Here is a 22,333-nt window from a genome sequence, read left to right as displayed (position 1 = left end):
ATTTCCCATGCATTCCCAATTTGCTCAAGCTCTGTTGATTACTGGCGTGCTGGCGTTATCTGCTTGTGGTGGCGCTGAAACCGCAACAGCCCCTGACACCGCTGCTGAAACTCCCGTAGCCGAAAGCCCAGCCGAGGCCGAGACTGCTGCTGCCCCAGCCGCTGCTACCAAGGGTGGGCAAGTGGTCGAAAGCGGCCCCTATCACTTTGAACTGGTTCCTGTGCCCGAAGCCGATGGCATTCACCTCGACCTGTACCTGCAAACAGGCGATACCCATGAGGCCATTGCCGATGCCACGGCGATCGCCCAGGTGCAGCTCCCCGATGGCACCCAGCAAGCGCTACCGCTGGAGTACGATGCCGAGGGTGAGCATTTCTTTGCCTTTTTGCCCAGCCAGGCAGCGGGGGATTACAAGACTGTCATTCAGACCGATATCAAGGGCGAAAAGGTCAACGCCCGCTTTAACTTCTCGAAGTAAGCTTCTCTACCAGGGGACGGGTGCCTTTGCTTTTTACCAGAGATCTGGGATGCGCCCAAGGCCCCCGTCCTCGTTTAGCGTCTCTCCAGATAAGACAGACAGAGGTAGCACTGGCTAACTGAGCAAGCTCAAAATCTCACGCTGGGCGGCTGGCTGTGCCGCAGGGTTTTGCAGAGAATTCGAGCCGCAGAAACCGCCACCCACCATCGCCATCATGCCACCCATCAACAGAGCACCCGTCAACAGAGTTGCGGCAACACCCGCAACAAAGCCCACTGAACCAGATAGCCATGTCTTACGATCCATCTTGTTGCCTTCCATAATTTTTGCTCCTGTAATTACACATGTGGAAAGTCTTCACCTTGCCTGTCAGCAGCACCAAAGTGTGGGAAAAAGGCAGGCACCTTAGCTGCATACTGGGCATATTCCTCGCCAAATTCTGCCAGGGCTTCACGCTCTTCTTGATGGGCTAAGCGGACATACATCCAGACTAAAAAGGGAAACATCGGCAGCGTCAGAATAGTGGGCCATTGCAGCAAGAAGCCAAACATGATCAAGACAAATGCATCATATTGAGGATGTCGCACCCTTGAGTAGGGGCCGGAGATCGCAAGCTGATGGTTTTGCTGAGACCCATACAGTACTCTCCAAGCAGAAGATAACAGAATGAAACCGCTCAAAACTACTAAATTGCTAAGTAGGTGAATAGGGTTAAAGTGAGGATTGCCTCCGAATCCCAAAATTGTCCACCAGAGATGTCCGGCATCGTGAGATAGAGGGTCTAAGCTAGGATAGCGGCTCTGTAGCCAGCCTGAAAGCAGATAGACCGTGACAGGAATACCGTACATTTCAGTGAAAAGCGCGACGATGAAGGCAGAAAATACCCCAAACGATCGCCAATCACGAGCACTTTTTGGCTTTGTAAAGCTAAACGCAAAAATGATAAATACTAGAGAATTAATAATCACCAACGACCAAAGACCATAGGCAGGAGCGTTATTCATTTCTCATCTCCTTGAGGCGAATTATGACGGCTATGCCCGTGATGTCCTCCGGGGCTACCGTGCATAAAGACATGCATTAAGGGGCAGGCCAATAGAAACAGCCACGGCAACACAGGAATAATGTGAGCGAGATGCTCGGTGAATAGAAAGAATGCGGCAATTCCTAAGAATACTAGCAGCGCAATGCCAGACGGAGATCGCCACCAAAAGCTTGTCGAAGAGTCGTTAGTCATAGGTTGATTATTGCCTCACTTAATTTGCTTTTTAGTCGTTCGGCATGTCAATTGACTTAAGCGACAGAAGAATTCTCTACAATCTGGGTGCTATATCCAACCCCTGCCAGAGCCCTCTGCACAGTTTCTATGGTCGCCAATTGAGGATCGTAAACAACCGTAGCCTGACTTTTGGAAAACTCGACTGTGCATTTCTCAATGCCAGGAATTTTTTCTGCTGCCCTCTCAATAATTTCGCCACATCCACTGCACATCATTCCGTCTATTTTGAGCGTGCTCATCTGCATAATGATTCACCTTAGTAAACAATGCATTTATAGTTTGACTCGGCGCAGCAACATCGCATTGATAGACACTACAACAGTTGAAACACTCATAAAAATTGCCCCTACGGCTGGGGTTAGCAGAATGCCGAAGGGATAGGCAACCCCAGCTGCCAGCGGAATGCCAACTACGTTGTAGCCGGTTGCCCAAAACAAGTTTTGGATCATCTTGCCGTAAGTTGCTTTGGCCAGTTTTAAAGCATAGGTTGCATCGATTGGATCGCTCTTGATTAAGACCAGATCGGCAGATTCAATCGCCACATTGGTGCCAGCCCCAATGGCGAGAGCTAAGTTGGCTTCAAGCATTGCTGGTGCATCATTGATGCCATCGCCGACAAACGCAACGGGCTTTTCTGATTTCAGTTTGCGGATGAGAGATGCCTTATCTTGGGGTAAGACTCGGGCATAGTAGCGATCGATGCCCAACTCATCGGCCACTGATTTAGCGACGGCTTCAGCATCGCCCGTGATCATGACGACCTCCAGTCCCATGGACTGTAGCTGCTCGATCGCCCGGCGAGATTGAGCACGGACTTTATCAGCTAGCCCAAATAGTGCAAGGAGCTGCGTGTCGTCCATCAGCGCGATCGCGCTTTCTCCACGCTGCTCAATGGTCACTAGCCCGGCCTGTAGCGAGTCTGCCACCGATAGCGCCAGCTCTTCGGCCCACTCAGGTCGCCCCACCCGATAGCGATGTCCGTTTACTGTACCCTCGACCCCTTTGCCAGCCACCGCTCGAAAGTCAGTGCCGCCAGGTAAACCAATCTGCCTAGTTTCGGCTTCCCGCACAATGGCTGCTCCTAGCGGATGCTCTGAAAAGGTTTCTAGGGAGGCTGCGATCGCCAGCGCATTCGGTTCGTCCACAGCGTCTGTGAAAATATGGCGAACCCCAAATTCACCCTCGGTTAAGGTGCCAGTTTTATCGAAGGCGATCACCTGAATCTTACGCGCTCGTTCAAACGCTTCACGGTTCCGCACTAAGATGCCATGCTTTGCCGATAGGGACGTGGCATTGACAATTACTAGGGGAATGGCCAAGCCTAAGGCATGGGGACAGGTGATAACGAGTACGGTTACGGCCCGATTAATCGCAAAGGTCAAGGATGGGCCTACCGACAGCCAAACGACAAAGGTCAGTACGCCAACTGCGATCGCAGTCAAGGTCAGCCAATAGGCCAGTTGATCCGCTAGAGCCTGATATCGGCTGCGCGATGACTGTGCCTCTTCTACCAGACGCATGATTTGGCTCAGCGTCGTCTGCTCGCCTGTCCGAATGATTTTTAAGGTGAGTGCTCCTTCGCCATTAACAGAGCCACCTACGGCCTCATCTCCCACCTGTTTGATGACAGGACGAGACTCGCCAGTCAAAAAGGCTTCGTTAACGCTAGAGGCTCCTTCAACCACCTCGCCATCGATCGGAATTTGTTCGCCGGGTCTGACAAGAATGGTATCGCTGGGCTGCAAACTCTCGACTGAAACCTCTTCGAGCTTGCCTGCCCTAAAACGATGGGCTGTTGTTGGCACCAGATTTGCTAGGTGCTCTAGGGCGCGGCTAGCTCCTTGCACCGAGGCCATTTCTATCCAATGGCCTAGCAACATGATGGTGACTAAGGTAGCTAGCTCCCAGTAGAATGGCTCACCCTCTAACCCAAAAGAAACAGCCACACTGTAGACAAATGCAACTGTAATGGCTAAAGCAACCAGGGTCATCATCCCGATTTTGCTCTGTAGCTCAATCCAGGCACCCTTTAAAAATACCCAGCCACCATAGCCATAGATCACCACACTTAAAAGAGGGCTCACTAATTCAGAGCCAGTAAACCGAATGGCCTGATAGCCAAACCACTGCTGAAAAGAAGGCGAAAAATACAGAACTGGTAGGGTCAGCACCAGGCAGACAAAAAACCGTCTGCGGAAAATCTCAGGGCTATGACCAGCATGCTTATCATGGACAGAAGAAGAGCCGTGGCCTACATGGCCATGATGTGTTTTAGAGTGATGCGTATGATCGTGGGCCATTTTGTGTCTCTCTATACTCGATTGTGCGATACGCCATCGATTAGAAGTGCCTAGGCCTTTTCCCTTATGAGTAGAAGGATGGAATCCCTTTACAAAGCTCAGCCCAGCTCAGAAATGAAGCTTTGTCTGTAGGAAAACCACAGATCTCGATCTGAACTTGGTATAGCTATAGCCTGACGAATGAATATGAAACCAGGATGAAAAGTATTACTTCTTTAGATCCTGGCGATGCCTAACATCCCTCCGACTCAATAGCCAGAGAAGGCTAACTTGAGAGCGCAGAAAAATCACCACAATAATGCGGTCGAGGCCTAACCTAGCGAAGCTGGCCTAGGGGCATGCCCGCACTGGTGAGGGGAAGCTTAATGGTAAAGGTGCTGCCCTTTGAGACGGCACTTTTGACGTGAATGCTGCCGCCATGGGCCTGGGCGATCGCCAGCGCAATCGACAGCCCCAGACCCGCTCCACCGCTCTGGCGCGATCGATCTTTTTCGATGCGGTAAAAGCGATCAAAAATTCGGGGTTGATCGTCGGGGTGAATGCCCACCCCAGTATCTTCTACAGTAATCAGGGCGTACTTATCCAGGGATCTAAGGCGGAGGATGACTTTGCCGTTGGCAGGGGTGTGCTGTAGGGCATTGCTGACCACATTCAGCACCAGGCGGTAGAGCTGCTCTTCGTGACCAATTACCACCAGGGGCGGGGTTGCAGGCTGATCGAGCAGTAGGTCAATGCCCTTTGCCATAGACAACGCCGCCATCTCTTCCTCAATATCGCTCAGCACGTCCTGTAAGCAGCAGGCTAGGCCGGGCGTTGAGGTTTGAATATCGAGCCGCGACAGCAGCAGTAGATCGCTGACTAAGAGGGTGAGGCGATGGTTTTGGCGAGCAACCACCTGGAGCGTATCGCGGGCCTCGGCATCGGAAATATCTGGTAACCGAATCACCGACTCGGTGGTGGCCTGAACAGCAGCCAGCGGGGTTCTCAACTCGTGGGCGGCATCCGCCGTAAACTGCTGGATATTGCGGTACGACATTCGTACCGGCTCTAGCGCCACCCCCGCCAGCCACCACCCAGCGACCGCCACCAGCGCCAGCGCCAGGGGTAAACCCAGGGCCATGTTCCAGCGAACCGTGGCGAGGTAGGCGGCAAAGTCATTGAGCGAACGGCCCACCACGACCCGACCCACCAGTTGCTGATCATCGAGGGCATACAGGGGCAGAATAACCTGGCGGTAGGGCTGACCCGACCCATCGCGCAGGGTTTGCCAAAGGGTAGAAATGTCAGGGTTGGGTAGTCCTGGAGGGTAGTCTCCAGCGGTCGCAACTAACGCCCCACTAGTGCCTAGCACCCGGATATAGTAGTTGCCGGAGTAGAGGTCGTCGGGGTGATAGTGGTTCTGGCTGTGCTCAAAGGGGGCCAGGCAAGGATCTCCTGTGAGGCAAAGGCTCGGCAGCAGGTCAGATGACCCTCGATCAATTTGACCATTAGACGTGAGAGATTTCTCTAGGTTGTCGTGAACAGCTTCAGCGACCGACTTTAGCTCTCGATCGGCGGCCACTCGATGGGCATGGGCGATCGCCTCATACATGCCCAACGCACTGATCGCCAGCACAACGGCCATGACACCGGTATACCAACCGGTGAGTTGCCAGCGGCTGCGACGAAACAGTCTATTCAGCTTTGAACCGGTATCCCATGCCATAGACGGTTTCGATCATATAGTCACAGCCATAATGCCCCAGCTTACGGCGCAGCAGCCGCACCTGGGCCGCCACCACGTTGCTGATGGGCTCCGAGCCAAATTCCCACAGCTGGTTGAGCACCTGCTCTTGGGTGAGAATTTGATCGGGGTGCTCCATCAAATATTGCAGCAGCTGAAACTCTTTCTGGGTCAGTTCGATCGCCTGTTCAGAAGCGGAGTCGCTGTGCAGCAGGGCAATTCTGCGATCGCAGTCTAGCGTTAGCGGCCCAACTTGAATTTGGGCTGGCTTGAAGTCGGCAGGGCGTCGTCTCAAGGCCCGCAATCGGGCCAGCAACTCATCCATGCTAAAGGGTTTGACAAGGTAGTCGTCGGCTCCGGCATCGAGCCCCGCAATGCGATCTTCAATGCGATCGTTCGCGGTCAGCATAAGAATCGGGAGAGCATTCTGCCGCGCCCGTAGCCAGCGACAGATCTCCAGTCCCGTTAGCCCTGGCAGCATCCAGTCCAGCACTCCCAGCACGTAGGTGACACTGCTGCTCTCCAGATACGTCAGCGCTTCATCCCCGGACTGCACCCAGTCCACCACGTAGGCTTCTTGGGTCAGCGTGCGCTTTATTGCTCGCCCTAGATCTGGCTCATCTTCAACCAACAGAATACGCATTCATAGTTGCTCAGGCTACCGGAAGACGCGATCGCAGCAAGTAGCTGCACCACATCGCTACCAGAAAATACCACCTGATCATGAAACCACAATGAAATTGATCACGGCATAGCCGTTACTACCATCAATCCCCAGATCAGTCCAAAGCGTACTTTCGTTGCTTGCTGAATCCTAAAGCCTGCGGCATTGAGCAAATGATGAAATTCAGCCTGGGTGTAACACTGTTGATGGGCTGGGTCGAAGCGCTGAAGCAAGACATCGCATACCCGACAAACAAAATAATCTTTACACCAATCCAAAATAACTACCCTGCCACCTGGTCTCACAACACGCTTCATTTCTTTTAAGGCAAGTTCGGGAGCATCAAAGTAGTGAAACGAGTTAGCGGAAACGATTACATCAAAGCTGCTGTCAGCAAAAGGTAGGTCTGAAGCAGTAGCTAGTTGCAGGGAAACATTTGGATAGGATTTGAGCTTTTGATGGGCGATCGCTAGCATCTGCTCGGAAATGTCTATTCCAGTAATAAGCTGATCTGGGTTGTCTTGCAATAACAATCGCTCAAATTCTCCCGTCCCGCAGGCTAGATCAAGCACCCTGGCTGCCGCTGGAATCTTAGCCCATTGCTTTAGGAACAGCAACGTTGTTGTGATGTAATGCTGCCAGCGGCGATCGTACACTGATGCCAATTGGTTGTATTGCTGCCTGACAGTTGATTCACTCATCTGTATATCCTCAGCATTACCTTGGGTTTCTTAGAGATATTAGACCTGGAGAGAAGCCGGGTCACGATACTGCTACTTCAGTAAGTGAAGGAACGATTAAAGAAACCCGGTTCTCTAAAATAATTGCTCTAGATTAGGCAGCAGCATGGACAGGCGTTTTGCCATTGAGGGAGCCTGCCCCAGGGCGCACCTCAATAGTGCCAAAGTTCATTTTCATGCCGCACATAAACTCGTAATCGCCTGGTTGGGTAGGCGTGAATTCCACTGGCACCGTTTTGCCTTCGGGGAGATCCACCGCAATGCCAAAGTCAGGAATCAGCAGTTCGCTGTAGCAGCCGCTGGGGGTATCGCGCCGAAAGTCGAGCCGCACAGGCCGACCCGCTTCGACAATAATGCGATTGGGTTGATAGCCCTTCGCTGCTATCACCGTAGCCGTTTGAATGCCCTCAGGGGTGAGCGTCGCCTCCGTGGCCTCTGACAATAGATCGGAGGCTACCGTGGGGGCAACAGGGGAATAGTGTTGAGGAGAGGTAGGTTCGGCTATGGCTTCAGAGGAAATTGTGTCTCCGTCCTCGGCTACCACTTCGACGGTGCCGCGAAACATGTTCATGCCGCAGGCAAACTCGTAGCGACCTGGCTGGGTGGGGGTGAACTCAATCGCCGTGGTCTGATTCACCGGCAGCGCCTGGGCAATGCGAAAGTCGGGGAAGCGCACCTCTTCGAGGCAGCTACTGGGGTCTTTGCGGTAGAAGTTGAGCCGCACGGGCTGCCCCCCCTGTACCACGATATAGCTGGGGTCGTAGCCGCCATCGACGGTGACAGTGACCTCCTGCACGCCACCCGTAGTGGTGGCCTTGCGTGACTTGGGCTTGCTGAGCAAGAACCACCAGAGTTCGAGGCCAATTAGCCCCAACCCAGCACTGGTCACAGCCACCTTAGACCAGAGGGGCTGCTCAATGCGCTGAAACTGTCCGGTAGGTTCTGGGGGATGATCCATCGTGCTGTGGTCTTCCTGGGCGGGGGCACCCGTAGCAAAACTGAGGGCGAGGGTGAGACTGGCAAGAGTAGTGAGGGAAAGGGGTTTGGCGTTCATGGCGATTCTCCTTGGGGGGATGTTGGGGCGCACTACGGTGCGCCCGTACAGGGGGGAGGTCAATTTATCTACCCCAGCTTGGGGCGAAAGTTCCGCAGCCGCAGGGCATTGGTTACGACGGAAACCGAACTAAAGGCCATGGCCGCTCCGGCAATAATGGGGCTGAGCAGCCAGCCAAAGATGGGGTAGAGAATGCCTGCGGCGATCGGGATGCCCGCGACGTTGTAGACGAAGGCGAAGAATAGGTTTTGGCGAATGTTGGACATGGTGGCGCGGGAGAGCTGGATGGCGGTGACAATGCCGTGGAGGTCGCCGGAGATCAGGGTAATGTCGCTGGCGGCGATCGCAACATCTGTCCCGGTACCGATCGCCATACCGACATCGGCCTGGGCCAAAGCCGGGGCGTCGTTAATGCCGTCGCCCACCATCGCCACGACTTTGCCTTCCTGTTGGAGGCGTTCGACCTGGGCGGCTTTTTGGTCGGGGCGCACTTCGGCAAAGATACGGCGGATGCCGACTTCGCGGGCGATCGCCTCGGCGGTGCGGCGGTTGTCTCCGGTCAGCATCACCACCTCCAGACCCATGCGTTGCAGGGTAGCAATGGCGGCGGCAGAGGAGGGTTTGACCGCATCGGCGATCGCCAGCAGCGCTTCGACCTGACCATCCACTGCCAGCCAGACCACGGTGCGGCCCAGGGATTCTAGTCTGTCCCATTGGCTCTGGAGGCGATCGGTGTCGATGCCCAGTTCCGCCATCCAGCGGTGGGTGCCAATCTGTACCCGCTGCCCGGCAACAACACCCTGAACCCCGCTGCCCGCTACGGCTTCAAAGTGTTTGGCATCGCTCAGGGTAGCGCCCTGGGCCTGGGCATACTGGGCCACGGCCTCGGCCAGGGGATGCTCGGAGTTGCGTTCCAGCGATCCGGCCAGCTTCAGCAGATGCAGTTCGGTGGCGGTGCCGTTGAGGGTGACATAATCCGTCACGGTGGGTTTGCCCTGGGTGATGGTGCCGGTCTTATCCAGCACAATGGTTTGGATTTTGTGGGCCAGCTCCAGGCTGTCGGCTCCTTTGATCAAAATGCCGTTCTCGGCACCTTTGCCCGTGCCTACCATAATCGAGGTGGGCGTGGCCAAACCCAGGGCACAGGGGCAGGCAATAATCAGCACGCCCACGGTGGTGATCAGCGCCATGGTGACGTTGCCCATGATGTTGTACCAAACGATAAAGGTGAGAATCGCGATCGCGATCACCGCTGGCACAAACCAGGCCGTCACCTGGTCAGCTAATTTCTGAATCGGAGCCTTTGACCCCTGGGCCTGCTGCACCAGTTTGACGATCTGCGCTAGGAACGTATCTTTGCCGACGCGAGTAGCACGAAATTTGAAGCTGCCGGTTTTATTCAGCGTCGCCCCAATCACCTCGTCGCCCACGGTTTTCTGCACGGGCACGCTTTCGCCCGTCACCATCGCCTCATCCAGGGTAGACGCGCCATCGACAATTTGGCCATCGACCGGAATTTTCTCCCCAGGCCTCACCAAAATCACGTCGCCCAGCACCACCTCAGCAATGGGAATGTCGTACTCTCGGCCCTCGCGAATCACCCGCGCGGTTTTGGCTTGCAAGCCCATCAGCTTACGAATCGCTTCAGAGGTCTGGCCCTTGGCGCGATTTTCCAGCAGTCGTCCCAGCAAAATCAGGGCGACGATCACGGCGGCGGCCTCAAAATACACATCTGGGTTCAACCCCTGGTCAATGAACCACTGGGGATAGATAGTGGGAAACAGCGAATAGAGAAACGCGGTGCCGGTGCCCACCGCCACCAGGGTATCCATGCTGGCCGAGTGGCGCTTGAGAGCTTTCCAGGCGTTGATGAAAAAGGAATTGCCGGCCCAGAACAGTACGGGCGTGGTCAGCACCAGCTGCAACCAGGGGTTGTGCAGCCACATGGGAATGAAGGGAATGGGCAAACCCGTCATCATTGGCAGCGAGCCGATCACTAAAATGCCGCCAACCACCAGGCTAAAGACGGCTTTGCGGGTGAGTTTGCGGTTTTCGGCTTCTCGCTCTCGCCGTTCGGCGTCGTCTTCGGGGGCCAGCACATCGTCTTGCAACGGCTGAGCTCTGTAGCCCGCATCATCTACCGCCGCCTGAATGTGGGTAAGGTTGGTTTGATGAGGGTCGTAGGTAACGGCGGCTTGCTCAGCGCCAAAGTTAACGCTGCATGCCTCCACGCCAGGCACGGCACGAATGGCCTCTTCGATATTACTGGCGCAGGCGGCACAGCTCATACCCCGCAGTTTTAACAGTTGATTTTCCATCGTTTGTTTCCTAATTGCATTGGGTTTGGGAGTCGGTGACTTGGGGCCTAAGCCACGGTGTAGCCTGCGGCGGTGATCGCCTTCTTGATATCGGCTTCGGAGGCTTCGGTCGCAACGGTGACCGCTTTGGTTTTGGTATCAGCGCTGACCTGAGCCGCGGCATCAACGGAGTGAATGGCCTGGGTAACAGTTTCGACGCAGGCCGAGCAGGCCAGGTTAGGAACAGTGAGAGAAAGGGGCATGGATAACCTCCAAAATTGCTATGAATCTATCTTGGAGCTTCCAGTGCGATGGAGAGTCAAGGGGGTAAGCCAAACAATTTGTGAAGCGGTTGATTATTCTTTTTATTAAGTCTTGAAACAACAATGAAGGGCATAAAAACTATGCCCCTCATTACGTTAGCGGTCAGATTTTATGAGCTTGTCCCTGTGCTACGTTGACAAACTCCTAAGCCAGCATAGGTTAGGCCATTGCCATGCTCATGCGGCGACAGGTTTCTGCACAGCGGCGGCACATCTCGGCACAGGCCTGCATTTGGGCATCGTCGCCCATACTGGCGCAGTCCTTGGCGCAGCGATCGCACACCTCCGCACAGGCCCCGCAAAAATGAGCATGTAGGTCGGAGCCGCGCAGCATAAAGTTGGCGCTGGTTTGGCAGCTCTCCACGCAGTCCATCATCAGCCGAATGTGGGATGGTTCGGCGTGGTGACCGCCCTGCTCTAGGCAGTAGGCGATGGTGTTGAGGCACATGCTGTGGCAATCGAGGCAGTTCTGAATGCACTGCTGCATCTCGTCGTTTACGTTGTGCAATTTGAGGGTTTGAATCGGCATAATTTATCTCTCTAAGTGTTCAAGATCCTGATCACTTCGGTCTTTTCTAACTTAAAGAGAGACTAGAAATCGCCGAATCTAGCTATTGAGAGAGATTGCCAAATTAGATATCTCATACCGTCAGCAGCTCGAATTTCATTCTGATTTCATTTTTGCGTGGCACACTTCCGAAGTGAACACAACATACACTGCGCAGATGATTGAGGTATTGAGATGACATTGAAACTAGCTGCGATCGCCCTGCTCAGTCTTAGCGCTGCTGTCGGCCTACCCGCCTGCGCTAACTCCCGAGACGCGGCAGTTGATCCATCTACCGAAACCGCCCAGATGGATTACGGCGGCATGGGCCAGATGGATGGTGGTGGCATGATGGATCACGGCAGCATGGATCTTGGCCCCGCTGATGAAAGTTTTGACTTGCGCTTTATCGACGCCATGATCATGCACCACCAGGGCGCGGTGGTTATGGCAGAGGACGCCCAGGAAGCCTCTACCCGTCCCGAAATTCAAACCCTGGCCAGCGAGATCATTACGGCTCAACAGACCGAAATTGCTGAAATGCAGGCCTGGCGGCAAGCCTGGTATCCCGACGCTCCGGCAGACCCGGTTATGTATCACGCTGAAATGGGCCACATGATGCCCATGAGTGAAGATATGATGTCAGCCATGATGATGAATATGGATCTGGGTGCCGCTGACGATGAATATGACCTGCGCTTCATCAATGCCATGATTCCCCACCATGAGGGGGCGCTGACGATGGCGCAAGAGGCGCTAGCCAAGAGTAGTCGTCCTGAAGTCCAGGAATTGGCGGAAGCCATCATCGCCAGCCAGCAGGTGGAAATCGACCAGATGACCCAGTGGCGGCAAGACTGGTACGGCCAGTAGGGCGATCGCCCTCCCACAGTAGAGCTAAACCCCCGGTTTCTTCGCTGCACCCAGGGCGTACCCTGGATTTTGGACGAGAAGCCGGGGTTTTGAACCGGTGCCCTAAACCAAAATTTGCAGGTTGCCCATCATGCCCAGGTCTTCGTGGTCGAGGATGTGGCAGTGGTAGACCGTCTTGCCCGCAAAGGTGCGGAAGGGAACGCGAATGCGCACGGTTTCGCCGCCCTTGACCAGTACCGTATCTTTCCAGGCGCGGTAGGGTTCAGGCTGCCCACTGCGGCTTACCACCTGGAACGGGTTGACGTGTAAATGGAAGGGGTGATCCATTAGGTCAGGATCGACGTTAGCTAGCTCCCACTCTTCCACGGTGCCGAGCTGGGCTTCAATGTCGATGCGCTTTTCGTCGTAGGGCTGGCCGTTAAACCAAAATTCCATGCCCATCCCCTGACCCATGCCGTGCCCCATAGTCATGGAAAGCTCAATGCGGCGGGTGACAGTCGGTTCTGGCAGCGTTTCCACGGTGCCTAGCTGACGGGGTAGCGGTAGCACCGCAACGGAGCCACTATAGGTCAGGATGGCGAGGGGTTGGGCGTCCCCGGAGGAGCCTCTGCCACCGTGCATCATGCCGCCCATGCCGTGGCCGCCGCCCATCATGCCGCCCATCATGCCGATGCCGTTGCGGTTATAGGGTAGGTTGAGCAGGCGGTAGGTGCCCGATGTTTGGTTGCCCTGCACCAGCACGTCTGCCCGTTCGCCGGGGGCGAGGAGAAGTTCTTGGAGTTGGACGGGGGATGCGATCGCACCCCCATCCGTAGCAATTAACTGGAACGGATGCCCTTCTAGCTGCAACTTATAGAACCGCGAGGCCGACGCATTTAGCAAACGCAGCCGCAGCAAGCCCCCCTGGGGAAGGCTCAATCCCGGATTGACCTGACCATTTACCGTCACCAGCGACCCTTCGCGCCCCATCATTAGCGCCATGTGATCGGCGGGTGGGATGTTGCCCGCTCGGTCAATTTCATAATCTTTGAGAACAATAAATTCCTCCTGGGCGGCTTTCACCTCAGGAATCTCATCCAGTTCGCCCCGAATGACGAATAGCCCCGCTAATCCCCCAAAGAGCTGCACGGCAGAGTGGTGATGGTGGTGAGGATGGTACCAAAACGTCCCCGCTGGATGATCCGCCGGAATGGTGAATTCGTAGGTGAAGGTGTCGCCCGGTGCCACGCTGACAAACACGTTATCGCCCGTGCCCTGGGGGGTGATGTGTAGCCCGTGGTAGTGCAAGTTGGTGGGCTGATCGAGCTGGTTGTGCAGGCGAATGCGGACGGTATCGCCGGGGCGGGCCTCTAGCCGGGGGCCGGGGCTTTGGCCGTTGTAGCTGAGCAGGTTGGCGGTGCGGTTGCCAACCTGTACTGGGCTCACCGTAGCGGTCAAATCGACCTCTAGCAGGCCGTTTTGGCTGGTGTAGAGGGGAGCGACAGCGGTAGACGCAAGCTCTTGGGCTAGCGATCTATTCCTGAGCCAGTGGAGGGTGGCCGCACTGCCGAGGCCAGCGGCTCCGAGGGCGATAAAATGACGACGATGCATGGTCTTTTCCTTTTCCCTGGGGAAGGGTAATGATTGGTTGAAATGCCCGTCAATGCAGCGTGACAGGGAGTAAAAGGTTTGATGACTCTATGCTAGGGATTCCAGTGTGCTGGAGTGTCAAGGGGGTGTTGATAAGTTCACAAACAAAAACTCGTTTGCCCGTTTGAGGCAATCTCAATCAAGGAGATGAGGCTGTGAGAGGGCGCTAGGTGCCGAATAAGTTCGGCAGAGGGAATTTATCCGGCATTTTTAATAGATAATCCCCTGTATCTCCAGAATTAAGCATCGTAGTTGATGGAAACACCCTAAACTCTGGAAAACAAGATATTATGCAGCATATTTGACGGATAACTGCGGTGTGCCAGGGTGTTTGTTATTAGTCGGATCTAACGTTGAATATATAGTGGGGGCGCTTCGTTTTCAGCTACAACAGAACACACAACTCTTCAATTTGCCAAACGAGTACAATGGCACTAATCCAATCCCTTCACTCCTAAGTTGTACTAAATAAACGTACTTACTACTGTATGTCTGATGCAACACCTGCCTATCGTGGCTATCGGCTTCAAACGCTGTACACTCTTGCTCGTATCCTTGACCCTGAAGGGGGATATAACCGAATTTTTAGTCCTGAAGGCGCAGAGGATCTTGCAATTTGGGAAACAAGTAATACCTTGACAGAAATCATACAAGTCAAAGCATATAGTAGTGATTTATCTCTTTCGATATTCAAGCCAAGCAAGCCAGATTCTTTCTTTTACAGAGTGAATCGCCTGCTTACTCAGCACCCTAATCTAGAAGTCGCAATAGCTAGTTTTGGCAACATTGGCCCGGAGTTACTCGGTGCCATTCAAGAAAATGGAACCACAAGACAAACGGTTGCACAAAAAATTTCTAATTACGGGTTTATATCTAGAACAGATGCTGAGCAGCTACTTGATCGATTGCAAATAGTTCCAGTTGTAGAATCTGCACTAGAAGAAACTGTTTTTACTGCTCTTGGGAATCTATGTACTGGTGTAGATCCAAATTCAGCATTTGAATTGCTCAATTTTTGGTTATATCTTTGTTCAGAGAATCAGACTCAGATTACGCAAGGAGATTTAATCCAACGCATCAATGATGTCGGACAATTCATTGCCGAGCGAGAGGCTTTTCATAGTGAATGGTTTAGATCAATCCTTCCAATAGTCAATCATGAAATAGATATTCAAGAGCAAGCACATTTAGAAAACGAATTCTATCGTGGAATTTCGGCAAGATATGAACATATTGTCGCTGAAGTTGATAAACCACGTTTGAACAAACTCAATGAGATTTCTAATAAGTTTCGGGAAAAACAAGTCGTAATTATTCATGGGGCTTCTGGCCAAGGTAAAACAACGATTGCATATCGCTATTTGCATAATTTTTTCCCTGATCTATGGCGTTTCCAGATAAAATTTGTTGAAAATAGGCGACAAGCTTTGAATATTGCCGCTGCACTTGCGGGACAAGCAAAAGCAATTGGTATTCCAATAGCTGTATATCTTGATGTATCCCCGAATGATGTAGGTTGGGATGAACTTGTAAAGCAGCTAACCCTACAAAAAAATATTAGCGTCCTAGTTACGGTTCGTGAAGAAGACTTTCGCAGAGCCAGTATTTCTGGTGCTGAGCTTCAGTTCGCTGAGATTGAATTAAAATTTGAGCAAGAAGAAGCAGAAGAGATTTATCAATTTTTAGCTCAATCGGAAATGCCAAATCGATTTTTAGATTTTGATGACGCTTGGAGTAGATTTGGTGGTAACGGGCCACTCATGGAATTTGTCTACCTCGTTACTCAGGGAAATTCTCTAAGAGAAAGACTGCATCAACAGGTTAGAAGGATTCAAGATGAGATTAGAAGTGGTCGCTCTTCTGATGCCGAACTTCATTTACTGAGACTGGTTGCTGTAGCTTCTTCATTTGAAGCTCGCCTGAAGCTTAGAGAACTAGTAAGCTTTCTTAAACTACCATCACCACAACGGACATTGGGACTTCTCGAAGAGGAATATTTGCTGAGAACTAGCGAAGGAGGGACTTTAGTAGAAGGTCTGCATCCTATACGCTCTGCAATTTTGACTGATATTTTAACCGACAAAATGTTCTACCCATTGTCTAATACTGCGAGCACCTGTCTACCTTTCATTTTCGAGCAAGATGTTAGTAGCTTTCTACTTTATTCATTCTTACGACCTACACACGAACTTGAACCTTTACTGTCTGCACTTGACAGGTATCAGCCTCATAGTTGGGTCGCAGTTAGTGGAAGCGTACGTGCCTTAATTTGGCTTGGAATCAAGGAATATATTGAAGAGAATTATTCATTGATTTTAGAAGTTTATGAAGAAGTTAATCACGCATGGGCATTTGTGCTTGATTTTGACATTGCTGATGTCAATCCAGATGCAAATGATATTTGGGCATCGAGTTTATCAAATTTGTTGTCTGAAGAGGGGTTAGCTCGTATTACTTCTTTTCGGAATCGTCAAACAGCTAAAGAAAGAATATTCACTCGTGCCTCTAAATGGATATCTAATTTGGCTCATGAGCCTTCTACTCCCCAATCTGATCTGGATTGGGCAGGACTATCCGATAGTTTATTTTGGAAAGGCAGATTACAAGCAGCTTCGCCTATAGCTGATTGGTTGGAACGAATTGATATTTCTAGAACTGTTGATGATTTGTCTTTAGGAATTTTAGCTGATCTACTATTAGGGTTGTTTTATACAAGCGAATCTATTTATCGTTCTTTTATTAATACGAATTACAATACTTTAATTAAAAGATTTAGGCAGGAAACACAAACTTTTGCATGGGAAGATGGGGATCAGAGTATTCATACACACTATGCTATCAAGCTTTTTCAGACAGGTGAGTCTTTTTCTAATACGTCAGAGAAGAATTCGTTTACACCAAAAGCTTATTTAAGTGCCTCGATGGAACGTTTAGATCTATTGAGAAGACTTTTCCCAGATCGCGCAATGTTTTGTAGTAATGGCTATGGCCATTTAGTCTGGCTCAATGCTGAAGTGCCTGATGAAACTCAAAAAAATATTGCCCACCAAAATTTCCCTCTCCCTAAATTAGTGAAATTAAATGCTATCTTTCGTGCATTGGGAGAAAAGAGCTTGAGACCCATGACCTGGGAAGATTACTCTCAGACTGTCATGCAATTGCGTCAAACTGTCTTGAGAGCACTAGAGAAAATTAGCCAGGGCATGGCAGTTTTCTTCACAAGACAAGAAAGAACTCGAATCTTAGGCAATCATCTTGAGCCTGAACTATGGAGGCATGTTCGGCAGCTTTTAGATTTCTCACCCTCATTACCTCAATGCACTTTAGATGACTGGGGTTTTATTACTGAAAAAATAAAAAAGCCTGATGCTAATGATATGACAAACGAGTATGAACCTCAGCAAAGAATAGCTCAACGTCAAAAATTAGCATTTGACAAATATAGTGAATATTTAAATCTGTATGGCGAATACGTTCGGACACTTGCCAACTTTTTTAGGCAAGCTGAGTGGCCTTTGAATATTCATCCATATACTAGAAACGGTCTGGATTTTAGAATCGAGAATGTTCTTCGAGACTCTGGAGTAGACGTAGCGCATCAATCGCGCCTTTCAGTTATTAATTTGGCAGATGCCTGGAAATTATTACCTAGCTTTCAAATAGAATTTCGAAAATTGTTGATACAATTCGTGGATGAGACAGAACTCACAGAGCTGGAAAAAAATGAAAAGAGAATCTTTAAATTGACGTGGTGTTCATGGTACTTTTTTGCATTTCAACCAGAACATACAGTTCAAGATTCTATTCGAGAATTTATACAATTGTTCAGTCAGAAAACAAGAGAAATTAAAAGATGTATTCAACAGGGACTTGACCGCATATCCTCAGACTTCACAAAACTCACAATACTTTCTGAGAAAGAGGAATGGGAAGGGAATAAGTCTCTTTGGATTAGTGTTGATGGAGAAGATCCACTTGAGGTTTACGGAGCTATCCAAGCTATCATAGCGTCAATTCAAGAAGCAATTAATTCGGTGCATAATGATGAACTGAGGCGTTATGCAATTGATCTGACATGGTCAAACATAGTAATTGTACCGTTAGTTCGAGGCAAGTCTTTAGATTCAACAGCTTGGAAGTTATCTTCAATCTTATTTTCTGCTGATCCTACACGAGAATTTAATCAAGCTAGCTTTGTGCGAGTTGCAATTCCGCCTGATACATTTTCACAGCTAGCTTTACAAACTTGGGAACAGCCACGACTATCGTTAATCCATAAGTTCATGGGCGTGATCTTTCAATTATCGCTTTTAACCGCACACATAAAAGATTTTGACAGAATGCCTGAGTTAGACGATCAAGGGAAAGAATTATTTCAGCAATATCTTCAGGAACTCTCACCAATTTTAAGTGAATCTTTCCAATTGCTTATAGATAGCATGGGTAAAATTTGGGGATATTATAACAGCCTAACAAACACAGAAGAACTGGCGAATCGTTCTTATCTAGTGAATTCGATGCAAGTTTTTTCAGGCTTGTGTGAGCAATTACTGCCAACAGAAAATTTTGCTGACGGAGGTAATATTCAACAAATATCCATGAATTTTGAAGAGATGACTGCCTGGGCAGACCGCTTGTCTGCGGCTCAACAGATAGCTTCCGTAATGTATTTGTCTTGGGTATCGGATGTATTGGAAGAAGTTTCTGTTACTTAAGGTGATTCCAGAGGCTACTCAAGACAACAATACAGAGTTAGCAAATTCCAAAAATTTCCTTGCAGCAGGCAGTCTGAGATTGTAATGGTGATCCAAAGGCTACTTACTGCCCATAAAGGACACCGTTAGAACAATTCTTAAGATTCAATCATCATGGTTTTATTGAGTGAATTCTTGCTCAAGCAGGACAATTGCTTATTGAAAAAGACTATTTCTGATAGACAATTGCCTGTTTCTCGGAGCGAATATTTTGGCGGTGTATTTCTTCTGAGACTCATTGGTTCTTCCGACCAGGCTTGAATTAGCGAAATATCTTTATAACCCGCTGCTGCACGCTGCCGATCGCAATATAGAGCACCGGCACCACAAACAGCGAGAGCACCGTCGCCACTAACATGCCGCCAAAGATCGCCGTCCCCAGCGATTGGCGACTGGCCGAGCCTGCCCCCGTGGCCACCATCAGCGGATAAATGCCAAGCAGGGTCGAAATCGCCGTCATCAAAATCGGTCGCAGCCGTTCTTGGGAAGCCTGCACCGCCGATTGGGTGAGGGATCGCCCTTCGTCCCGCAGCTGGTTGGCAAACTCCACAATCAAAATGGCATTTTTGCTGGCCAAACCAATCAGCATTACCAGCCCCACCTGGCAGTACACGTCGTTGTACAGCCCGCGCATCGACTGGGCCGCCAGCGCCCCCAACACCGCCAGGGGCACCGCCAGCATAATCGTCAGCGGATCGACAAAACTGTTGTACTGCGCCGCCAGCACCAAAAACACAAAGAAAATTCCCAGGCCAAAGATGATCGGCGCTTTGCCGCCTGATTCCAGTTCTTCGAGGGAAATGCCCGACCACTCAAAGCCCAGGTTGGGGGGCAGCAGGTCTTTCGCCAAGGCTTCCATGGTCTGCATGGCCTCACCAGAGCTGGTGCCGGGAGCCGCTGAACCGTTGATTTCAATGGCGCGGTGCAGGTTGTAGTGGTTGATGATCTGCGGGCCGGTGGTGCGGGTGACCGTGACCAGGGCGCTGAGGGGAATCATGTCGCCCGATCTCGATCGCACATACAGCTGCCCAATGCTGTCGGGGTCGGCGCGGAAGGCGGCATCGGCCTGCACATAGACCCGATAGGTGCGGCCAAAGGCGTTGAAATCGTTGACGTAGCGAGAGCCCAGGTAGGTTTGCAGGGTGCTGAAAATGTCCTCGACGGGGACTTGCAGAGCTTCAGCGCGATCGCGGTTGACCTCCACCTGAAGCTGGGGCGCATTGGCCGTGTAGAGGCTAAACACCCCCTGCAAGCCGGGGGTCTGGTTGGCCTTCGCCAAAATCGCCCCTTTCATCTGATCCAGCGCGTTAATATCCGAGGTGCTGCTGTCCCGATCCTGAAGCTGGAACACAAAGCCACCGACGCTGCCCAAGCTGGGAATGGTGGGCGGGTTTACCGCAATCACGGGCGCTTGGGGAATGCCCATCAGCGGCAGCCGCACCCGGTTGAGAATGCCCGTCACCGACTGCTCCGGCTGCCGCCGCTCCTGCCAAGATTTGAGCGGCGCAAACAGAATGCCCCGGTTGGGGGTGTTGCCGTTAAAGCCCACCCCGCCCATGGCAAAGGTGCCCTCTAGCTCGGGCACTGCCAGCAACTGCTGCTCGGCCTGGGCCACCACCTGCTCGGTGTAGTTGAGGGAGGTGCCATCTGGCCCCTGCAAAATGCTGATGAAATAACCCTGGTCTTCTTCTGGCAGAAACGCCTGGGGTACCTGGGTGTAGAGCCACCCCGTCGCCACCAGCAGCCCCACAAACCCGACCAGCACAAGGCTCTGCCATCGCGTCAATCGTCCCAGGCTCCAAGAGTAGCGGCGCTCTAGCCAGGTTAAAAAGCTATTGATGCGGCGGAACCCCCAGCCCAGCCAGCCGGTTTGGCGGGGCTGTGCCCGCAGCAGCAGCGCGGAGAGCGCCGGGGTAAGGGTGAGGGCATTGAAGGTAGAAAGTGCGATCGCAAAGGCAATCGTCAACGCAAACTGCTGGTAGAGCTGCCCCGCCGTACCGGGGAAAAAGCCCACCGGCACAAACACCGCCATCAGCACCAGCGAGGTGGCAATCACCGCACCCACCAGGTTGCGCATCGATGCGATCGCAGCCTGCATCGGCGACAGCCCCTCCCTTTGAATCAGGCGGCTGATGTCTTCCACAATCACAATCGCGTCATCCACCACCATACCCGTCGCCAGCGTCAGGCCAAACAGCGTCAGGCTGTTGAGAGAAAAGCCAAAGAGTTTGACAAAGGCGAAGGTGCCCACCAGCGACACCGGAATGGTGATCGCTGGAATCACCGTGGTGCGCCAGTCTTGCAGAAACACAAAAATCACCAGCACCACCAACCCCACCGCCTGCAACAGCGTGATAATCACTTCTCGAAACGACGCCTCCACAAACCGCGACGAGTCGTAGGGAATCTCATAGATCAGCCCTGGGGGAAAGCGTTCTGCCAGCCGCGCCATCTCCGCCTTCACGGCCTTGGCAATGGCCAGAGAGTTGCTGCCGGGGGTTTGCAAAATTTGGTATCCCACTGCCGGATGGCCGCTGTAACGGGCAAAGGTGCTGTAGCGCTCGGCTCCAAGTTCTGCCCGCCCCACATCCTTAAGTTTGACCAGATCGCCCGCTGCCCCTGCCTTGAGAACCACTTCCTCAAACTCCGCTGGGCTGCTCAGCCGTCCCAGGGTTTGCAGATCGAGCTGGTAGAGCTGCCCGTCGTCATTCGGGGGTTGACCAATGCTGCCTACCCCCAGCTGCACATTCTGCTGCTGCAATGCGGTCATCACATCCTGGGCGGTGAGCTGGCGGCTAGCGAGGCGATTGGGGTCGAGCCAGAGGCGCATGGCATAGCGCCGTTCACCAAAGGGAACGAGGGTACCCACGCCAGGAATCCGCCGCAGAGCATCGAGCACATAGAGATCGGCGTAGTTGCTGATGAAGGTGTCGTCGTAGCGATCGTCCTCGCTGTAGAGCGCCATCGCCAGCACAATGGAGCTAGACTGCTTCGACACCTGCACCCCCGTTTGGCGCACCGCCTCCGGCAGCTGGGGTTCCACCTGCAACACCCGGTTCTGCACATCCGAGGCGGCCACATCAATGTTGTACCCCTGGCGAAAGGTGACGACAATGGTGCTGGTGCCGTCGTTGCTGCTGGTGGAGCTGATGTAGCGCATCCCGGCCACACCGTTGATCTGGCGCTCCAGCACGTTGGTTACCGTTTCTTCCACCACCTGGGCATTGGCCCCGACAGCGTTGGCGGTGACGGTAACCTGCACCGGGCTGATGTCGGGGTATTGCTCAATGGGCAGCAGCGGCAGGCTGATCAACCCCACCACCAGGGTGACCAGCGCACAGACAATGGCAAACACGGGCTTTTTGATAAAGAAATCCGTAAACATTGGGGTCACCTCTGGATGTAGTGGGGGTGTGCCTGTAAGGTTTTCCGAAGAAGTATTGATTTAACGTCAGCTCGATGGGCTGCTATGCAGCAGGAAAGGTGGCCACATCCCCTCCTGGGAGGGGTGCCCGGAGGGCGGGGTGGGTCAAAATGGCGGCATAAAATAAGCTTCTGAAGACGGAAAAAGGGCTGCTGATCCCAGATGAACCCACCCCTGCCCCTCCCAGGAGGGGACGAGCAGACTGTTTGCCCAAGAATCCGTTGATTTAAGGGTGGTGGGCAATGCCCTGG

17 protein-coding genes are annotated in these 22,333 nt (G+C 52.3%); 3 read left to right on the top strand and 14 right to left on the bottom strand.

Features of this window, described 5'->3' with window-relative positions:
- The first annotated feature begins 7 nt into the window (after positions 1-7).
- Complete coding sequence (locus AC0QKW_RS11325; RefSeq protein ID WP_473151180.1) at positions 8-478, top strand: hypothetical protein; 471 nt, start codon at positions 8-10, stop codon at positions 476-478.
- 114 nt (positions 479-592) lie between these two features.
- Here AC0QKW_RS11325 and AC0QKW_RS11320 read toward each other — a convergent pair whose 3' ends face one another.
- From AC0QKW_RS11320 to AC0QKW_RS11265, 12 genes are all read right to left on the bottom strand, one after another.
- The gene (locus AC0QKW_RS11320) at positions 593-799 is read right to left on the bottom strand and encodes a hypothetical protein (protein WP_473151179.1); all 207 of its coding nucleotides are present in this window, start codon (positions 797-799) and stop codon (positions 593-595) included.
- 17 nt (positions 800-816) lie between these two features.
- Positions 817-1,482 carry a methyltransferase family protein gene (locus tag AC0QKW_RS11315; RefSeq protein ID WP_473151178.1) on the bottom strand — a complete coding sequence of 222 codons (666 nt, stop codon included), beginning with the start codon at positions 1,480-1,482 and terminating at the stop codon, positions 817-819.
- Complete coding sequence (locus AC0QKW_RS11310) at positions 1,479-1,715, bottom strand: DUF2933 domain-containing protein (protein WP_194021523.1); 237 nt, start codon at positions 1,713-1,715, stop codon at positions 1,479-1,481. The genes AC0QKW_RS11315 and AC0QKW_RS11310 overlap by 4 nt, the downstream gene beginning before the upstream one ends.
- Positions 1,716-1,771: 56 nt before the next feature.
- Complete coding sequence (locus AC0QKW_RS11305; RefSeq protein ID WP_473151177.1) at positions 1,772-2,002, bottom strand: heavy-metal-associated domain-containing protein; 231 nt, start codon at positions 2,000-2,002, stop codon at positions 1,772-1,774.
- Positions 2,003-2,029: 27 nt separating this feature from the next.
- Positions 2,030-4,057 (bottom strand): heavy metal translocating P-type ATPase, encoded by a 2,028-nt coding sequence (locus AC0QKW_RS11300; protein WP_473151176.1) that lies wholly within the window; start codon positions 4,055-4,057, stop codon positions 2,030-2,032.
- 316 nt (positions 4,058-4,373) lie between these two features.
- Positions 4,374-5,762: a two-component system sensor histidine kinase RppB gene (gene rppB / locus AC0QKW_RS11295; protein WP_473151175.1), complete on the bottom strand. Its 1,389-nt coding sequence runs from the start codon at positions 5,760-5,762 to the stop codon at positions 4,374-4,376.
- Positions 5,731-6,423 carry a two-component system response regulator RppA gene (gene rppA, locus AC0QKW_RS11290; protein WP_473151174.1) on the bottom strand — a complete coding sequence of 231 codons (693 nt, stop codon included), beginning with the start codon at positions 6,421-6,423 and terminating at the stop codon, positions 5,731-5,733. Before rppA ends, rppB begins: the two co-directional genes overlap by 32 nt.
- Positions 6,424-6,524: 101 nt before the next feature.
- On the bottom strand, positions 6,525-7,145 hold the full coding sequence (locus tag AC0QKW_RS11285; protein ID WP_473151173.1) for a class I SAM-dependent methyltransferase: 621 nt from the start codon (positions 7,143-7,145) through the stop codon (positions 6,525-6,527).
- Positions 7,146-7,278: 133 nt separating this feature from the next.
- Positions 7,279-8,238: a cupredoxin domain-containing protein gene (locus tag AC0QKW_RS11280; RefSeq protein ID WP_473151172.1), complete on the bottom strand. Its 960-nt coding sequence runs from the start codon at positions 8,236-8,238 to the stop codon at positions 7,279-7,281.
- Between the two features lie 68 nt (positions 8,239-8,306).
- Positions 8,307-10,556: a heavy metal translocating P-type ATPase gene (locus AC0QKW_RS11275; protein ID WP_473151171.1), complete on the bottom strand. Its 2,250-nt coding sequence runs from the start codon at positions 10,554-10,556 to the stop codon at positions 8,307-8,309.
- Between the two features lie 47 nt (positions 10,557-10,603).
- Positions 10,604-10,798, bottom strand: coding sequence for a heavy-metal-associated domain-containing protein (locus tag AC0QKW_RS11270; protein WP_473151170.1), 195 nt, complete (start codon positions 10,796-10,798; stop codon positions 10,604-10,606).
- 220 nt (positions 10,799-11,018) lie between these two features.
- Positions 11,019-11,387 carry a four-helix bundle copper-binding protein gene (locus AC0QKW_RS11265; RefSeq protein WP_473151169.1) on the bottom strand — a complete coding sequence of 123 codons (369 nt, stop codon included), beginning with the start codon at positions 11,385-11,387 and terminating at the stop codon, positions 11,019-11,021.
- A 213-nt stretch (positions 11,388-11,600) separates the two neighbouring features.
- On the opposite strand from AC0QKW_RS11265, the gene AC0QKW_RS11260 reads away from it, so the two are divergent.
- A complete protein-coding gene (locus AC0QKW_RS11260; protein WP_473151168.1) occupies positions 11,601-12,275 on the top strand; it encodes a DUF305 domain-containing protein in 675 nt (224 codons plus the stop codon).
- Positions 12,276-12,377: 102 nt separating this feature from the next.
- Here the strand turns inward: AC0QKW_RS11260 and AC0QKW_RS11255 are convergent, their stop codons facing one another.
- Positions 12,378-13,865, bottom strand: a complete 1,488-nt coding sequence (locus AC0QKW_RS11255) for a multicopper oxidase family protein (protein WP_473151167.1) — start codon at positions 13,863-13,865, stop codon at positions 12,378-12,380.
- Between the two features lie 527 nt (positions 13,866-14,392).
- Here AC0QKW_RS11255 and AC0QKW_RS11250 point away from each other — a divergent pair.
- Positions 14,393-18,619, top strand: coding sequence for a hypothetical protein (locus AC0QKW_RS11250; RefSeq protein WP_473151166.1), 4,227 nt, complete (start codon positions 14,393-14,395; stop codon positions 18,617-18,619).
- Between the two features lie 301 nt (positions 18,620-18,920).
- Here AC0QKW_RS11250 and AC0QKW_RS11245 read toward each other — a convergent pair whose 3' ends face one another.
- Positions 18,921-22,043, bottom strand: coding sequence for an efflux RND transporter permease subunit (locus tag AC0QKW_RS11245; protein ID WP_473151165.1), 3,123 nt, complete (start codon positions 22,041-22,043; stop codon positions 18,921-18,923).
- Positions 22,044-22,333 lie beyond the last annotated feature (290 nt).

Source organism: Pseudanabaena sp. PCC 9330 (genome assembly GCF_055795045.1).
The sequence above is the reverse complement of the archived record's forward strand: the minus strand, read 5'-3'. Positions and strand labels throughout refer to the sequence as shown.

What these genes read in the sequence shown, in the direction of transcription:
- AC0QKW_RS11315 (WP_473151178.1), bottom strand. Translation starts at nt 1,482, where the DNA reads ATGAATAACGCTCCTGCCTATGGTCTTTGGTCGTTGGTGATTATTAAT.
- AC0QKW_RS11325 (WP_473151180.1), top strand. Translation starts at nt 8, where the DNA reads ATGCATTCCCAATTTGCTCAAGCTCTGTTGATTACTGGCGTGCTGGCG.
- AC0QKW_RS11320 (WP_473151179.1), bottom strand. Translation starts at nt 799, where the DNA reads ATGGAAGGCAACAAGATGGATCGTAAGACATGGCTATCTGGTTCAGTG.
- rppA (WP_473151174.1), bottom strand. Translation starts at nt 6,423, where the DNA reads ATGCGTATTCTGTTGGTTGAAGATGAGCCAGATCTAGGGCGAGCAATA.
- AC0QKW_RS11270 (WP_473151170.1), bottom strand. Translation starts at nt 10,798, where the DNA reads ATGCCCCTTTCTCTCACTGTTCCTAACCTGGCCTGCTCGGCCTGCGTC.
- AC0QKW_RS11265 (WP_473151169.1), bottom strand. Translation starts at nt 11,387, where the DNA reads ATGCCGATTCAAACCCTCAAATTGCACAACGTAAACGACGAGATGCAG.
- AC0QKW_RS11275 (WP_473151171.1), bottom strand. Translation starts at nt 10,556, where the DNA reads ATGGAAAATCAACTGTTAAAACTGCGGGGTATGAGCTGTGCCGCCTGC.
- AC0QKW_RS11285 (WP_473151173.1), bottom strand. Translation starts at nt 7,145, where the DNA reads ATGAGTGAATCAACTGTCAGGCAGCAATACAACCAATTGGCATCAGTG.
- AC0QKW_RS11280 (WP_473151172.1), bottom strand. Translation starts at nt 8,238, where the DNA reads ATGAACGCCAAACCCCTTTCCCTCACTACTCTTGCCAGTCTCACCCTC.
- AC0QKW_RS11310 (WP_194021523.1), bottom strand. Translation starts at nt 1,715, where the DNA reads ATGACTAACGACTCTTCGACAAGCTTTTGGTGGCGATCTCCGTCTGGC.
- AC0QKW_RS11260 (WP_473151168.1), top strand. Translation starts at nt 11,601, where the DNA reads ATGACATTGAAACTAGCTGCGATCGCCCTGCTCAGTCTTAGCGCTGCT.
- AC0QKW_RS11250 (WP_473151166.1), top strand. Translation starts at nt 14,393, where the DNA reads ATGTCTGATGCAACACCTGCCTATCGTGGCTATCGGCTTCAAACGCTG.
- AC0QKW_RS11305 (WP_473151177.1), bottom strand. Translation starts at nt 2,002, where the DNA reads ATGCAGATGAGCACGCTCAAAATAGACGGAATGATGTGCAGTGGATGT.
- AC0QKW_RS11245 (WP_473151165.1), bottom strand. Translation starts at nt 22,043, where the DNA reads ATGTTTACGGATTTCTTTATCAAAAAGCCCGTGTTTGCCATTGTCTGT.
- rppB (WP_473151175.1), bottom strand. Translation starts at nt 5,762, where the DNA reads ATGGCATGGGATACCGGTTCAAAGCTGAATAGACTGTTTCGTCGCAGC.
- AC0QKW_RS11300 (WP_473151176.1), bottom strand. Translation starts at nt 4,057, where the DNA reads ATGGCCCACGATCATACGCATCACTCTAAAACACATCATGGCCATGTA.
- AC0QKW_RS11255 (WP_473151167.1), bottom strand. Translation starts at nt 13,865, where the DNA reads ATGCATCGTCGTCATTTTATCGCCCTCGGAGCCGCTGGCCTCGGCAGT.